The sequence below is a fragment of the Candidatus Galacturonatibacter soehngenii genome, assembly GCF_008830185.1.
Lineage (GTDB): Bacteria > Bacillota > Clostridia > Lachnospirales > Lachnospiraceae > Lachnotalea > Lachnotalea soehngenii.
Window position 1 is genome coordinate 1 of record NZ_WAGX01000002.1, and the last position, 13,790, is coordinate 13,790.

Sequence of the window (13,790 nt, forward strand, 5' to 3'; positions counted from 1 at the left end):
CAAGAAAAGCCGCTATTGTTTTTATTGTACCCGTACCGTAAACCGACACAGGTGGATGAGGAGAGAATCCTAAGGCCGACGGGAGAAGCATTGTTAAGGAACTCGGCAAAATGACCCCGTAACTTCGGGAGAAGGGGTGCCTGGTGAAAGCCAGGCCGCAGAGAATTGGCCCAAGCAACTGTTTAGCAAAAACACAGGTCTATGCAAAACCGAAAGGTGAGGTATATGGGCTGACGCCTGCCCGGTGCTGGAAGGTTAAGGGGAGAGGTTAGCGCAAGCGAAGCTTTGAACTTAAGCCCCAGTAAACGGCGGCCGTAACTATAACGGTCCTAAGGTAGCGAAATTCCTTGTCGGGTAAGTTCCGACCCGCACGAAAGGCGTAATGATTTGGGCACTGTCTCGACAATGCACCCGGTGAAATTGAAGTACCAGTGAAGATGCTGGTTACCCGTGCCAGGACGGAAAGACCCCATGGAGCTTTACTCCAGTTTGATACTGGGATTCGGTACTGCATGTACAGGATAGGCGGGAGACTAGGAAGGTATGACGCCAGTCATACCAGAGTCGTTGTTGGGATACCGCCCTTGCAGTATTGGATTTCTAACTAGCCACCATAAACTGGTGGGAGGACAATGTCAGGCGGGGAGTTTGACTGGGGCGGTCGCCTCCGAAAGAGTATCGGAGGCGCTCAAAGGTTCCCTCAGAATGGTTGGAAACCATTCGCAGAGTGCAAAGGCATAAGGGAGCTTGACTGTGACACCGACGGGTGGAGCAGGTAGGAAACTAGGACTTAGTGATCCGGTGGTATAAAGTGGGATTGCCATCGCTCAACGGATAAAAGCTACCCTGGGGATAACAGGCTTATCACTCCCAAGAGTTCACATCGACGGAGTGGTTTGGCACCTCGATGTCGGCTCATCGCATCCTGGGGCTGAAGTAGGTCCCAAGGGTTGGGCTGTTCGCCCATTAAAGCGGTACGCGAGCTGGGTTCAGAACGTCGTGAGACAGTTCGGTCCCTATCCGGCACGGGCGCAGGATATTTGAGAGGAGCTGACCTTAGTACGAGAGGACCGGGTTGGACGAACCGCTGGTGTATCTGTTGTCTACCAAAGGCATGGCAGAGTAGCCAAGTTCGGAAGGGATAAACGCTGAAGGCATCTAAGCGTGAAGCCCCCCTCAAGATGAGATATCCCATAGCGCAGGCTAGTAAGACCCCTTGAAGACTACAAGGTAGATAGGACAGAGGTAGAAGTGCAGTAATGCATGTAGCTGACTGTTACTAATCGGTCGAGGGCATGACCAAAGAGCTTAGCAGGTGAGAGCTTGCTAAGAGAGTCGTCATACATTATTCGAATTTCATGTGCAGTTTTGAAGGTATAACCTTTAATCCTTGATAGCTCAATGGTAGAGCACACGGCTGTTAACCGTGGTGTTGTAGGTTCGAGCCCTACTCAGGGAGTTTAGCTTAGGCTCCATGGTCAAGCGGTTAAGACACCGCCCTTTCACGGCGGTAACAGGGGTTCAAATCCCCTTGGAGTCATATTGTTTGTGCCGACATGGCTCAATTGGCAGAGCAGCTGATTTGTAATCAGCAGGTTATCGGTTCGAGTCCGATTGTCGGCTTCCCTAATAGAATAATAATAGTATTAGAGAGTTTGGACCTTTAGCTCAGTTGGTTAGAGCAATCGGCTCATAACCGATCGGTCCTGGGTTCGAGTCCCCGAAGGTCCATTATTTTAAGAAATATTGTAATTGTTTTAAGGCCCAATGGCTCAGTTGGTTAGAGCGCCGCCCTGTCACGGCGGAGGTCGTGGGTTCGAGTCCCATTTGGGTCGTTGATAATTAAAAATTGTTTTACCCATGGGATCATAGCTCAGCTGGGAGAGCATCTGCCTTACAAGCAGAGGGTCACAGGTTCGAGCCCTGTTGGTCCCATTACTTATTATAAGAGTAAAATATTTGAAGTTTTATTTTAGATAATAAGTAACCAAAATACTTTAGTTTAAGTATAAGATGGTTATGCCGGCGTGGCGGAACTGGCAGACGCACAGGACTTAAAATCCTGCGGGACTTATACTCCCGTACCGGTTCGATTCCGGTTGCCGGCAGTAAGCAATAGAGTAACGTTCTATTGCTTTTGTATCTTACTGATACAATATGTATCATAGGACATATTTAGTATAAGTGCGATTAGCTCAGCTGGATAGAGCGTCTGGCTACGGACCAGAAGGTCGGGAGTTCGAATCTTCTATCGCACGTAGTAAAACCCATACACAAAGTGTATGGGTTTTTTGTATAGGTAACTTTAAGAACTTTCCAATTAGATAACAACCTCCAGGGGATTGTAGGTGCGTGGACATGGAAGTTTTTGCTTTGCAAACTTAGATTAAAGAGTAAGGCTAAAGAGTATCTACGTAACTTTCTTCGTAAGATTCAAGTGATGTGATAAAAGAAGTTTTTAAATTTTTTTCTAAAGGATAATGTAATAGTTCAAATGTTCTTGATAATGCATCTAATGTTTCTGCTACATCATCTATATTACAATTCTCTCCCATGTGTCCGATACGAATCACTTTATTCTCAAGAATATCAAAGCCTCCGGCTATCAGTATATGATACTTTTCCTTAAGTATAGTCAAAATATCACAACAATTTAGTACATCAGGTACTTTTATGACTGTTACAGTACTTGAATAACCGCTTTTTATATAAAGTTCTAACCCGGATGAAATCACAGCATTTCTAACACAACTTGCAATTTTTTTATGTCTTTGGTAAATTTTTTTATCTTTCTTAATATTCTCAATTGCAGTTTGTAAACCATAGATATCACTGATAGGCATAGTATAAGGAAACCATTTTTTCTTATAATAATCTTTAAAATTTAAAATATTTGCATAAAATGATGCAATTGGTGTTGTCCTGTTTTCCATACAATGTAAAGTAGATTTACTCACGGTGAGAAATGTCAATCCAGGAGGAGCAGATATGACTTTTTGAGATGCACCGCAGAGGATATCAATTTTGCTTTTGTCAACATCAATTGGTTCACCAAACATAGATGAGACGGCATCAACGACAGTCATAATTCCATAGTTATGTAGTAAAGGGCAAATCTTATCTATTTCATTTAGAACTCCACTAGGTGTATCACAGTGAACAAGTGTTGCATATTTAAAATCATGATGACTCTCTAAAAATGAAGCCAGACGCTCAACATTAATTTCATGCTCATAGGAGTCGCTATAATAGACTGGAATACCTCCGTAAATAGATACAAAGTCGCCAAAACCTTTACCAAAGATTCCATTATCAAGAACCAACACCTTATCGCCTGGTTCCGTTATTGAGGCACAGGAAGCCTCAAGCCCTAGAATTCCTTCACCACTCATGATGTAAACAAGGTTCTTTGTGTGTAACATATCACCTATTTGTTTGCAGAGTGCATGGTAATCATTATAAAAATCTACATCTAAATCTGGATTGGTTGTTTCCATACTTCTTGATAAACGTACGTTTTCTCTTACTTGAGTAGGACCAGGAGTCATAAGTTTAATCATTTTGAATACCTCGTTTCAGTGTATTTAGTATTGGAAGAACAATAATAGCAGCAAGAGTGACTTGAATTATATTCCCGGGAATGGAAGTAAGCGGAGAATAGATATTATGGTATAGTATTACCTCAGCCACATAATAACCAATCACTTTTATCAGGCAAGCAAATACAAGTGCGATAAGTTGATAAAAAATACCTTTTTTCTTTTCGGTAATAAACCCAATAATATAACCCATTGCTCCCACAATGATAAAGGTAAAGGGAGCCCATATAGCCCACCCAGATATTAAGTCAAATAATCCCATTCCACAAGCTCCAACGATAGCGCCACTTCGTTTTCCGAATAATAATGCACAGACAAACAAAGGAATATTTCCTAAGTGAATGAGGCCACCATTTGAGGCAATAGGAAGCTTGACATTTATATAGGCAGTAGAAAGTAGTGTTAGAGCAATAAACATTCCGTTTAATGCCAGTGTAGATAAATTGGATTGCATAGTTGTCATAGTTTTTGTTTTACTCATTTACGATATCCTTTCTTAATCAAATTAAATTTATGTTTTTTATTAATTCGAATGATATAAGAAAAGTGGTATATTTAAAAGAGCCAGATTAAATAAAAGTGACCATGCCAGATTGCTATGGGTGAATCCATTTTATGAATCATCAATTAAAGTTCTAAATGTTAAGAGAAAAAAGTGATTTCAAATTTTGTAATCATGAATTAATTGTGAAAGTATAGTATTTTTCTCCTTAATAGTATATAATAAAACAGAATTCAAAGATAAAAAGGAATAAATAAGCAATAAATAAGTTATGCTTTCTAATATTTATTTAGGAGGAAACAATGAGTAAATATGAGTTTTTAAATATATTACAAGTAACTTTAGATGGCGAGGTATCGCAAGATGTCATAGATGAGAATCTTTTGTACTATAACAATTATATCGATGATGAAATTCGAAAAGGAAAAAAAGAAATAGACATTCTACAGTTGTTAGGAGAACCACGTCTGATTGCTAAGACCATTATTGAGACAAGTAGTGTGACAAAATCTACAAGAACATATACCTATAGCAATGAAATGGAAGATGAGATGCAAGATAAGACAAATCAAAGAGGTTTTCATGCATCTTATGATGAGCATGAAGGTTGGGATCTTAGATACGGAAAGTTTAAAATTAATTCATGGTATGGAAAAATGATTTTAATCATTTTATTAATTGTTGTTTTGTGTTTGGTAGGACAAATCGCAGTGGCCATACTTCCAATTATTTTTCCAGTGGTGGTAATATTTTTGCTGGTGTCTTATTTTACAGGGAACCGCAGATAAGTGATTAATGTAGTATAATTAGAGGATATAGAAATGTTAAAACATACAGGAATAACCCCGTATGTTTTTTTATTATTTAAAAATCCATTCTCGTATGTCATGTATTTTTGTAAGAATTGGTAACAATGCAAGTGTTATGATAATGCCTGCAATGCCTTGCATAAGATTAAAAGGGATACCAACCGCTGAAGCAGAAATAGCTGAAGCGAATAGGGAAGCAGAGTTACTTTGAGCAGCTAGCAAGGTAAGGAATACTTCATATATAAAATAGCCAAATACCATTAAAAGCTCACTAGGTATACCCGATAAAATTGTTTTTTTTGTAAGTGCACCATTTGCTTTATGAAATATAAATCCAGCAAGTGCAGCAGTTAATGCCTTAATAATTAAAGTGGCTGGTGCAAAGGATGCATAGCCAGCGAATATATCAGCAAACATAGATCCAATACCTGCCGACAAGGCACCACCAATCGGTCCCAAGACAATTCCACATAATAAAACAAGTCCATCACCTAAGTGAATATATCCAAAAGTAGGAGTAGGAAACTTGATTACCATAGTTGCAACCGTAGTAAAGGCACATAGCAGCGCGCCTATTACTAACTTCTTTGTTTTATCATTCATTTTATTCCTCCATATATAAAAAAAGTTACGTTAAATTGAATTACTTATAAGTTTAAGTAATTATACATAACACTTGGTATCTTTAAAATAGCCAGTTTTATAAAAACTTACAATACCAGTTTTAATATTTATATGTAGAAATAAATAAAAAAACAAAGATCAAAGGCTTGGTAGGGGAGCTACCAAGCCTTTAATGAGGGGAGTATAAATAATTAATAAGGGGTTATATAATGTAAAAAAAATTCTTTGAAGGGTAAATTCTTTTTACAATGTAATTATATTATAATTTGTCAAAAAAAGCAATAAAAAAATCAAAAAAACTATTTTATGTAAGTTATGTTAATAAAGAGAGTTTTTTGCAGGGTTCTTTTGTGAATAATAAATATAGTTATTGGGATAATAAGACTTGTAGATAAAATATTTATGATAGGAGGAACTCGACATGGCAAAATCTAATACTACAAACACACACACTACGAGTAAAAAATCATCCAGCTCTAAAAACGCAAGTGATAACACATCAAGAAACGCAAATAATGCAAATAATTGTAAGGATTCATCTACTGACTCAACATCCACAAAAAATAAGGAGTCCTCAAAAACTACTTCAAAAAGTTCAAGCAATAAAATGAACTAATAGTGTCTAATGGTTAGATTCATAAAAGAAGCAATGGTTTAAGTGCCATTGCTTCTTTTCATGCGATAACAACCTAAAATGGGAATTGATTTATGACTGAAATAGGATTGTAAAATAATTTTCATTAACATTTAAGAAACAAACATAAGTGTATGGAATATAATAAATGTAAAAGCAAGGGAACTGTAAAAATGAAATTTGAAACTATTTCAGCCAAAGATTTGGATCAATATGTTAATAATAGTAGTTATTTAATCGTAGATTTAAGAGAAAAAAAAGATTACGAAAAAGGACATATTGAAGGTGCAATTCATATGGATTATGATGATATTGAACATAATGCTGTTTCATTGCCATATGATAAGATTATTATTATGTATTGTGACAGAGGAGGATTAAGTTTGATGGCTGCTAAAAAATTAAGTGTTTTAGGATATCGAATTATAAGTGTAATTGGTGGAATGAAATCATATCGTGGAAAAAAACTTGTTTAATACAAATAAACTTATTGACAGTATATTTTGTGGGAGATAGTATAGAATAGAGTAATCATTTTTATTAACTTGAATTACGGATTATGTTGAATTGTTATATGATTTAAGGATTTCACATAATGGAAAGATACAAAAGATTGAAACGAATAAAGTATTGGAGGATATACAATTGAAACTAATGTTTGCATCTGATATACATGGATCTGCATTCTATTGTGAGAAAATGATAGAAGCATATCAAAAAGAGAAAGCTGATAAACTTATTCTTTTAGGCGATTTACTTTACCATGGTCCAAGAAATGATTTACCTAAAGATTATGCACCTAAGAAGGTGATTACGATGTTAAATTCGATAAAGGAGGAGATATGTGCGGTAAGAGGAAATTGTGATGCGCAAGTAGACCAAATGGTATTAGAATTTCCAATCTTAGCAGATTACGCCATATTATATTGTAATGGTAGAATGATTTATGCTACACATGGTCATAAATATAATACAGAGAATTTGCCACCTATGAAAGACGGAGAAATTTTAATTCAAGGGCATACGCATGTTTTAATGGCAGATATGATGGATAACAAAATAGTATTAAATCCTGGCTCAGTTTCTTTACCAAAAGAAAATAATGTACAGACTTATGGTATAATGGAACAAGATGAATTTCTTATTAAGAGTTTTAATCATGAGATAATTAAAAAAATAAACCTGTAATAAAAGGATTACAAAAAGAACGAAACGGAGAAATACAAATATTATGAAGAAATATCAACTTGTTGTACCTTGCCACTTTGGCTTAGAATCGGTTTTAAAAAGAGAAATCATTGATCTAGGCTATGAAATCAGCTTGGTAGAGGATGGAAGAATTACATTTGAAGGAGATGCAGAAGCAATTTGTAGAGCTAATATATTTTTACGCAGTGCAGAGCGTGTATTGTTACAGGTTGCTAAATTTAAGGCGTATTCTTTTGAAGAGCTGTTTCAAAATGTTAAGGCAATACCTTGGGAAGAGTTTATTCCAGTGGATGGAAAGTTCTGGGTGACAAAAGCTTCGAGTGTAAAAAGTAAGCTTTTTAGTACTTCAGACATTCAATCCATTGTGAAAAAAGCCATGGTAGAACGTATGAAACTAAAATATAGTGTTTCATGGTTTGATGAAGATGGATGTGCCTATCCAATCCGCGTTTTTATTATAAAAGATGAAGTAACAGTGGCAATTGATACAACAGGAGATTCCCTTCATAAGAGAGGGTATAGACTTAATTCCGCGATTGCACCTATATCAGAGACCTTAGCGGCTGCACTAATCATGCTGACACCATGGAAAAAAGATAGAATATTAGTAGACCCATTTTGTGGAAGTGGAACCTTTCCTATTGAGGCAGCTATGATCGGAGCTAATATTGCACCAGGAATGAATCGCTCCTTTTTGGCAGAAAATTGGACAAATCTGATTGATAAAAAAGAGTGGTATGAGGCGGTAAATGAAGCAAATGATTTAATCAATCTAGATGTTGACATGGATATTCAAGGATACGATATTGATCCAAGTGTTGTTAAGAGTGCAAGAGAAAATGCAAAGTTAGCAGGTGTAGATCAATTGATACATTTCCAGCGAAGAGAAGTTAAGGACTTAAATCATCCGAAAAAATTTGGATTTGTTATTTCAAACCCACCTTATGGGGAAAGATTAGAGGATAAAAAAGATTTACCTCTTTTATATCATGAAATTGGAGAAGCTATGAAACGATTAGATTCATGGTCTACTTATTTGATTACAAGCTATGATGAAGCAGAAAAATACATCGGGAGAAAGGCGGATAAAAATCGCAAGCTTTATAATGGAATGATAAAAACTTATTATTATCAATTCCTAGGACCAAAACCGAAAAAAAGTGGGAGATAATCTTGAAATATTCGATTAAGTATATAGTTTTTGCTGTAATAATCATAGGTTTGTGTAATGTAAAAATTGATATTATACCGAAAGATAACGTAGTGGAAAAGAGTGAGCACGTTTCATATGAAAAAAGTGTTTGGAATCCTTATATATCCCAAAGTGTAAACGATAAAAAAATTACATTGTTAATAGATGGTGTAGAGGCTGATATCAATCAAGGAGAAATTTTCATGGATGAAAATTTAAATCTTATGATATCCTATAAAAAGTTGAGAAACAACTTTGATTGTGCGGTTAATTTCTATGATAAAGATCGATTGGTATTAGAAAAGTATAATACAAAAATAGAAATGGTTTTAAATTCGAAGGTAGCATACATAAATGACAATGAGATAGAACTAGAATCACCGTTGTATGCAGAGGAGGACGATATCTTTGTTCCTTTAGAGCTTGTTGCAAAAGAGCTGAATTATAATTTTCAATGGGATGTTGCCAATAATCGTATTTTAGCCATGAATAATTCAGCCGATACACGTATTGTACCGTATTTTTATGATCTTAGAGATGTATTTCGAAACAGTAAGGTTAAAAATCAAGGGAGATTTGGGACTTGTTGGGCATTTGCATCTTTATCTGCAATCGAGAGTGCTCTATTACCAGAAGAAAGATTGGAGTTTGCACCTGATCACATGACATTGCAAAATAGCTTTAGTACTTCTCCTAATGATGGTGGCGAATATACCATGGCAACCGCTTATTTAACGAGTTGGCAAGGACCCGTAAATGAGGAAGATGATCCTTACGGCGACGGTATATCAGATGATACCTTAACAGCAGTAAAACATGTACAAGAGGTACAGATTATCCCAGAAAAAAATTATGAGAAGATAAAAGAAGCTGTGTATAAGTACGGAGGAGTTCAATCTTCCTTGTATTTATCCTTAACTAGTCCAAATAGTAAGTCCGTATTTTATAATAGAAGGAATTATGCTTATTGTTATAAAGGAGAAGAAAGACCAAATCATGATGTTGTTATAATTGGTTGGGATGATAATTATCCAAAGGAAAATTTCAATATGGACTTAGAAGGAAACGGTGCATTTATCTGCCAGAATAGTTGGGGAGAAAGTTTTGGAGATAATGGGGTATTTTATATTTCTTATTATGATACCAATATAGGCGTCCATAATGTTGTTTATTCTGTAGTAGAAGACGTAAATAATTATGATAATATTTACCAAGCTGATTTATGTGGTTGGGTGGGACAGCTTGGCTATGGCAGAGATAGTGTGTATTTTGCCAATGCATATACAACCAAAGGAGAAGAAGAGATTAGTGCAGCAGGATTTTATGCTACGGGAGAAAATACCGAATATGAATTGTATTTTATTAAGAACTTTGTAAATGCTGATTCACTGGATGTAAGTAATCGAAAACTAATAAAAAAAGGTAAGTTTGATAACGCAGGATTTTATACAGTTAATTTTGATGTACCTGAAAAGGTGAAGGCGAATGAGAAATTCGCAGTTATGGTGTATATCACTACACCAAACTCAATACATCCTGCCGCAATTGAGTATAAGGCGGATGAATCAACACAAGATGTTGACCTTAGTGATGGAGAGGGATATATTAGCAATCGAGGAAAGAGTTGGGACAATGTAGAGGAGACACAAAGCTGCAATTTATGTCTCAAGGTATATACAAAAGATGTGAATTAAAATAGAAAGAAACAAAAGAGAGGAGTTTTATAATGTAATGACACTAGAAGAGAGACTGATAAGAAAAACAGCTATTGGAAGTACGCTATTTGCCATTGGAGTTTCCATTATTTTATTTCAGTTACCGAATCAGATAGTAGTTGTTCCAACTATTGTTGAACAAGAACCAGTTGCTGAAGTAGAAGAACAGACCGATACGATAAATTATTATGATGAAACAAACGCCGGGGATACTTCCCAAGGTGTAAAAAGTTACCTAAAGATTCCATTGCCAAGTGAAGTTACAAAAGATGATATTAATATTGAGAACAGCTATATAGACCAGACAATAAAAATTTCAATTGATAACATTGATGAGAATTTCTTTCAAAAAAATCAACTGGTTGGAAGTAGTGATCATATCAGCGATATTGTTTATGGCTCAATAGATGGTATGGCACAAGTCGAATTAGTTTTAGATAGTGTTTATGAGTATAATGTTGAGTTTGTTGACAATAGCTTGAATATGAGCTTTGTAGAGCCTAAGAGTATGTATGACAAAATTGTTGTAATTGATGCCGGACATGGAAGTAAAGCAGCTGGTACCGTACACTTTAATATATTAGAAAAAGAAATCAATTTGGATATGGTTTTAAAATTAAAGGAATTACTAGATGCCTCTGATATAAAAGCGTATTATACAAGAATTGATGATAGTAATCCAAGTTTTGCTGCTAGGGCAAATCTTGCAAACAACGTAAAAGCTGATTTTTTTATCAGTGTACATAATAATGGCGATACGAAAGCTTCAAGTTCGATTGGAACAGAAGTATTGTATAATGAAACAGAAGAGGAATCCAGTTTTGGCAGTAAACAATTGGCACAGATATGCCAAGAGGAAGTAGTGAAAGAATTAGGTTCAAGAGACAGAGGTATCGTAAAAGGTAGTGAAATTTATATTATTAGAAGTTCAAACGTTCCAGTGGCATTAGTAGAGGTTGGTTTTATTACCAATAAAGCAGAGGCAGCAAAATTAAGTAGTGAAAACTATCAGGAAAAGGCTGCATTAGGAATTTTTAATGCAATAAAAAGGGCTTATGATGAAAGAGATAATGGAAGTGGAGCTAAGGAGTAAATAGCATATGGATCAAAGAATTATATTTGCGACAAATAACGAAGGAAAAATGAAAGAAGTTAGAGAGATATTAGCAGATTTAGGGATGGAGGTATTATCCCTAAAGGAGGCTGGTATTGCTATTGACATTGAAGAAAATGGGACAACCTTTGAAGAAAATGCATTAATTAAAGTAAATGCCATTAAGGAATTGGTGGATTGTATTGTTTTGGCAGATGATTCGGGGCTGGAAGTAGATTATTTAAACAAAGAACCAGGTATTTATTCAGCACGTTATATGGGGGAAAATACTTCATATACCATAAAAAACAATAAAATATTAGAATTACTTCAAGGGGTTCCAAAAGAGAAGCGTACGGCAAGATTTGTATGTGCCATTGCAGCAGTTTTACCAAGTGGGAAAGTATTTACCACCAGAGGAACCATAGAAGGAATCATTGGAGATAAGATTGAAGGAGAGAACGGTTTTGGGTATGATCCTATCTTTTATTTACCAGAGTATCATTGTACAACTGCCGAACTTAGCATGGAGAAGAAAAACGAGTTAAGCCATAGAGGGAAAGCATTAAAAGCAATGAAGGAGTTACTTAGAAAAGAGGAAAGATAGATGAAGGTTTTAATTGTAAGTGATACTCATCGACAGAATAGAAATTTATTTGATTTAATGAAAAAAATTGGTTCGATTGATTTGCTGATACACTTAGGAGATGCGGAAGGTAGCGAGGATGAAATAAAGTTAGAGGCAAAATGTCCTGTAGCAATGGTTGCTGGAAATAATGATTTTTTTTCAGGCTTGGACAAAGAGATTGAGCTTCAGATAGGTAAATACCGTGTTTTATTAACACATGGGCATTTTTATTATGTAACAGTTGGTACTGAAAATATTAAAAAAGAAGCAATTAGCAGACAATTTGATATTGTTATGTTTGGTCATACGCATAGACCATTGTTAGAAATCGAAGATAAGATCATAGCACTTAATCCTGGTAGTTTGTCATATCCACGACAAGATGGTAGGATGTCAACATATGCGATTATGGAAATAGATGATAAAGGTGAGGCTCATTTTACAATCAATGAGTATAAAAAGTGCTAAAGAGTAATAGATATTTTTAAGTACGTAAAAAGTATATGGAAGAATCATAGTTAGCATTAACGTGATAAGGTGGAGGTAAAATTGAGTAATTCTATCGAGCAGGAAGTTAAAAATATCGTACAATTAATTATGGATGATTACAAAAAACCTGGAGCAATAAATAAGGGAGATACATTTAATCAACCAAATAAGGATGAGATAATTCATATCATTAAGAATTTACAATATATAATTTTTCCAAGGTATTTTAATAATAAAGTATTAAAAAGCTATCATAAGGAATATCAGCTTGGAGCTGTAATTGAAGATGTAACGTATCAACTTAATAAACAAATTAGCTTTGCGCTTCGTTATCGTCCGATATTTGCTGAAGCAGCAAAGGAGACTGTTGATAAGGCATCAGAGGAGATTACGATAGCCTTTATGAAGAAGATACCTGCGATTCGAGAATGCCTAGAAACGGACGTAGAGGCGGCATATGAAGGTGATCCAGCGGCTTACAGCAAAGATGAGATTATATTTTCATATCCTGGTATTTTTGCTATTATGATTAATCGTATTGCACATGAATTATATATTCTTGATGTACCACTTATTCCTAGAATAATGACAGAGCATGCACATAGTATTACAGGAATCGATATTCATCCAGGTGCCACCATTGGAAAGTACTTCTTTATAGATCATGGAACGGGAATCGTAATCGGAGAGACCACAAAAATTGGTGAACATGTAAAAATCTATCAAGGTGTTACTCTTGGTGCAGTATCTACGAAGGGTGGTCAGAATTTAAAAGGGCAAAAAAGGCATCCTACAATTGAAGACGGTGTTACAATATATTCAGGAGCCTCAATACTTGGGGGGAATACAATGATTGGACAGGAAGTTGTTATAGGCAGCAATGCGTTTGTAACGAGCTCAGTACCTTGCATGACAAAGGTAAGTACAAAGAATCCCGAACTTCAATTTAAGACGAATAGAGATACAACATTTGAAGTAAAAGAATTAGAACAAAATGGATTTTTAGATTATATTATATAATTCTCTGGTAAAGATAAGGTGGTGATTGAAAAAAGTCGCCACCTAATTATTAAATTTCATATTGTTTTTTGAAGAAAAAAGTCGAATTAGAATAATTTTTTTAATTGTTAAAACTATAAAAATTTTTCGAATTAAATAAAAAACTTTTCAAAAAAGAGAAAAATGAGGAAGAAAAAATCGCTGAAACCCGCATAAATACTGGATTTATAAAAAAATAAAAAAAGTTTTAAAAATGTGTTGACATTATAGCGTTCCTCATATATAATATATCTTGCG

13 protein-coding genes, 8 tRNA genes and 1 rRNA gene are annotated in these 13,790 nt (G+C 35.3%); 19 read left to right on the forward strand and 3 right to left on the reverse strand.

Annotated elements, in window-relative coordinates:
• The 9 genes from F7O84_RS00130 to F7O84_RS00170 all read left to right on the forward strand — a co-directional run.
• Positions 1-1,303: ribosomal RNA gene (locus tag F7O84_RS00130) — 23S ribosomal RNA — on the forward strand; the annotation flags it as partial.
• An 84-nt stretch (positions 1,304-1,387) separates the two neighbouring features.
• Positions 1,388-1,459 (forward strand) — tRNA-Asn (locus F7O84_RS00135).
• Positions 1,460-1,468: 9 nt separating this feature from the next.
• Positions 1,469-1,540, forward strand: a tRNA-Glu gene (locus tag F7O84_RS00140).
• Positions 1,541-1,550: 10 nt separating this feature from the next.
• Positions 1,551-1,623, forward strand: a tRNA-Thr gene (locus tag F7O84_RS00145).
• A 34-nt stretch (positions 1,624-1,657) separates the two neighbouring features.
• Positions 1,658-1,731: transfer RNA gene (locus F7O84_RS00150), tRNA-Ile, on the forward strand.
• A 30-nt stretch (positions 1,732-1,761) separates the two neighbouring features.
• Positions 1,762-1,835 (forward strand) — tRNA-Asp (locus F7O84_RS00155).
• Between the two features lie 27 nt (positions 1,836-1,862).
• Positions 1,863-1,935 (forward strand) — tRNA-Val (locus tag F7O84_RS00160).
• An 86-nt stretch (positions 1,936-2,021) separates the two neighbouring features.
• Positions 2,022-2,108: transfer RNA gene (locus F7O84_RS00165), tRNA-Leu, on the forward strand.
• 76 nt (positions 2,109-2,184) lie between these two features.
• A tRNA-Arg gene (locus F7O84_RS00170) sits at positions 2,185-2,258 on the forward strand.
• Between the two features lie 141 nt (positions 2,259-2,399).
• On the opposite strand, the gene F7O84_RS00175 is transcribed toward F7O84_RS00170, so the two are convergent.
• Positions 2,400-3,560, reverse strand: a complete 1,161-nt coding sequence (locus F7O84_RS00175) for a pyridoxal-phosphate-dependent aminotransferase family protein (RefSeq protein ID WP_151140499.1) — start codon at positions 3,558-3,560, stop codon at positions 2,400-2,402.
• Entirely contained in the window at positions 3,553-4,080 is a 528-nt protein-coding gene (locus F7O84_RS00180) for an ECF transporter S component (RefSeq protein WP_151140501.1), read from the reverse strand. The genes F7O84_RS00175 and F7O84_RS00180 overlap by 8 nt, the downstream gene beginning before the upstream one ends.
• A 323-nt stretch (positions 4,081-4,403) precedes the next feature.
• On the opposite strand from F7O84_RS00180, the gene F7O84_RS00185 reads away from it, so the two are divergent.
• Positions 4,404-4,889, forward strand: a complete 486-nt coding sequence (locus F7O84_RS00185; protein WP_151140503.1) for a DUF1700 domain-containing protein — start codon at positions 4,404-4,406, stop codon at positions 4,887-4,889.
• Positions 4,890-4,961: 72 nt separating this feature from the next.
• Here F7O84_RS00185 and F7O84_RS00190 read toward each other — a convergent pair whose 3' ends face one another.
• On the reverse strand, positions 4,962-5,513 hold the full coding sequence (locus tag F7O84_RS00190) for an ECF transporter S component (protein WP_151140505.1): 552 nt from the start codon (positions 5,511-5,513) through the stop codon (positions 4,962-4,964).
• 442 nt (positions 5,514-5,955) lie between these two features.
• On the opposite strand from F7O84_RS00190, the gene F7O84_RS19085 reads away from it, so the two are divergent.
• The 9 genes from F7O84_RS19085 (at position 5,956) to epsC (ending at position 13,514) form a co-directional block, all read left to right on the forward strand.
• Positions 5,956-6,150, forward strand: a complete 195-nt coding sequence (locus F7O84_RS19085) for a hypothetical protein (RefSeq protein ID WP_151140507.1) — start codon at positions 5,956-5,958, stop codon at positions 6,148-6,150.
• Positions 6,151-6,341: 191 nt separating this feature from the next.
• Complete coding sequence (locus F7O84_RS00200) at positions 6,342-6,644, forward strand: rhodanese-like domain-containing protein (protein ID WP_151140509.1); 303 nt, start codon at positions 6,342-6,344, stop codon at positions 6,642-6,644.
• A 169-nt stretch (positions 6,645-6,813) separates the two neighbouring features.
• On the forward strand, positions 6,814-7,356 hold the full coding sequence (gene yfcE, locus F7O84_RS00205) for a phosphodiesterase (protein ID WP_151140511.1): 543 nt from the start codon (positions 6,814-6,816) through the stop codon (positions 7,354-7,356).
• A gap of 43 nt (positions 7,357-7,399) precedes the next feature.
• Complete coding sequence (locus F7O84_RS00210; RefSeq protein WP_151140513.1) at positions 7,400-8,548, forward strand: THUMP domain-containing class I SAM-dependent RNA methyltransferase; 1,149 nt, start codon at positions 7,400-7,402, stop codon at positions 8,546-8,548.
• Between the two features lie 2 nt (positions 8,549-8,550).
• A complete protein-coding gene (locus tag F7O84_RS00215; protein WP_151140515.1) occupies positions 8,551-10,263 on the forward strand; it encodes a lectin like domain-containing protein in 1,713 nt (570 codons plus the stop codon).
• Positions 10,264-10,300: 37 nt separating this feature from the next.
• Complete coding sequence (locus tag F7O84_RS00220; RefSeq protein WP_151140517.1) at positions 10,301-11,377, forward strand: N-acetylmuramoyl-L-alanine amidase family protein; 1,077 nt, start codon at positions 10,301-10,303, stop codon at positions 11,375-11,377.
• A gap of 7 nt (positions 11,378-11,384) precedes the next feature.
• The gene (locus F7O84_RS00225) at positions 11,385-11,984 is read left to right on the forward strand and encodes an XTP/dITP diphosphatase (protein WP_151140519.1); all 600 of its coding nucleotides are present in this window, start codon (positions 11,385-11,387) and stop codon (positions 11,982-11,984) included.
• Positions 11,985-12,473: a metallophosphoesterase family protein gene (locus F7O84_RS00230; protein ID WP_151140521.1), complete on the forward strand. Its 489-nt coding sequence runs from the start codon at positions 11,985-11,987 to the stop codon at positions 12,471-12,473.
• An 81-nt stretch (positions 12,474-12,554) separates the two neighbouring features.
• Positions 12,555-13,514 carry a serine O-acetyltransferase EpsC gene (gene epsC, locus F7O84_RS00235; RefSeq protein ID WP_151140523.1) on the forward strand — a complete coding sequence of 320 codons (960 nt, stop codon included), beginning with the start codon at positions 12,555-12,557 and terminating at the stop codon, positions 13,512-13,514.
• Positions 13,515-13,790 lie beyond the last annotated feature (276 nt).

Coding starts and splice junctions, on each gene's coding strand:
- F7O84_RS00175 (WP_151140499.1), bottom strand. CDS start 3,560: ATGATTAAACTTATGACTCCTGGTCCTACTCAAGTAAGAGAAAACGTA.
- F7O84_RS00180 (WP_151140501.1), bottom strand. CDS start 4,080: ATGAGTAAAACAAAAACTATGACAACTATGCAATCCAATTTATCTACA.
- F7O84_RS00185 (WP_151140503.1), top strand. CDS start 4,404: ATGAGTAAATATGAGTTTTTAAATATATTACAAGTAACTTTAGATGGC.
- F7O84_RS00190 (WP_151140505.1), bottom strand. CDS start 5,513: ATGAATGATAAAACAAAGAAGTTAGTAATAGGCGCGCTGCTATGTGCC.
- F7O84_RS19085 (WP_151140507.1), top strand. CDS start 5,956: ATGGCAAAATCTAATACTACAAACACACACACTACGAGTAAAAAATCA.
- F7O84_RS00200 (WP_151140509.1), top strand. CDS start 6,342: ATGAAATTTGAAACTATTTCAGCCAAAGATTTGGATCAATATGTTAAT.
- F7O84_RS00210 (WP_151140513.1), top strand. CDS start 7,400: ATGAAGAAATATCAACTTGTTGTACCTTGCCACTTTGGCTTAGAATCG.
- F7O84_RS00220 (WP_151140517.1), top strand. CDS start 10,301: ATGACACTAGAAGAGAGACTGATAAGAAAAACAGCTATTGGAAGTACG.
- F7O84_RS00225 (WP_151140519.1), top strand. CDS start 11,385: ATGGATCAAAGAATTATATTTGCGACAAATAACGAAGGAAAAATGAAA.
- F7O84_RS00230 (WP_151140521.1), top strand. CDS start 11,985: ATGAAGGTTTTAATTGTAAGTGATACTCATCGACAGAATAGAAATTTA.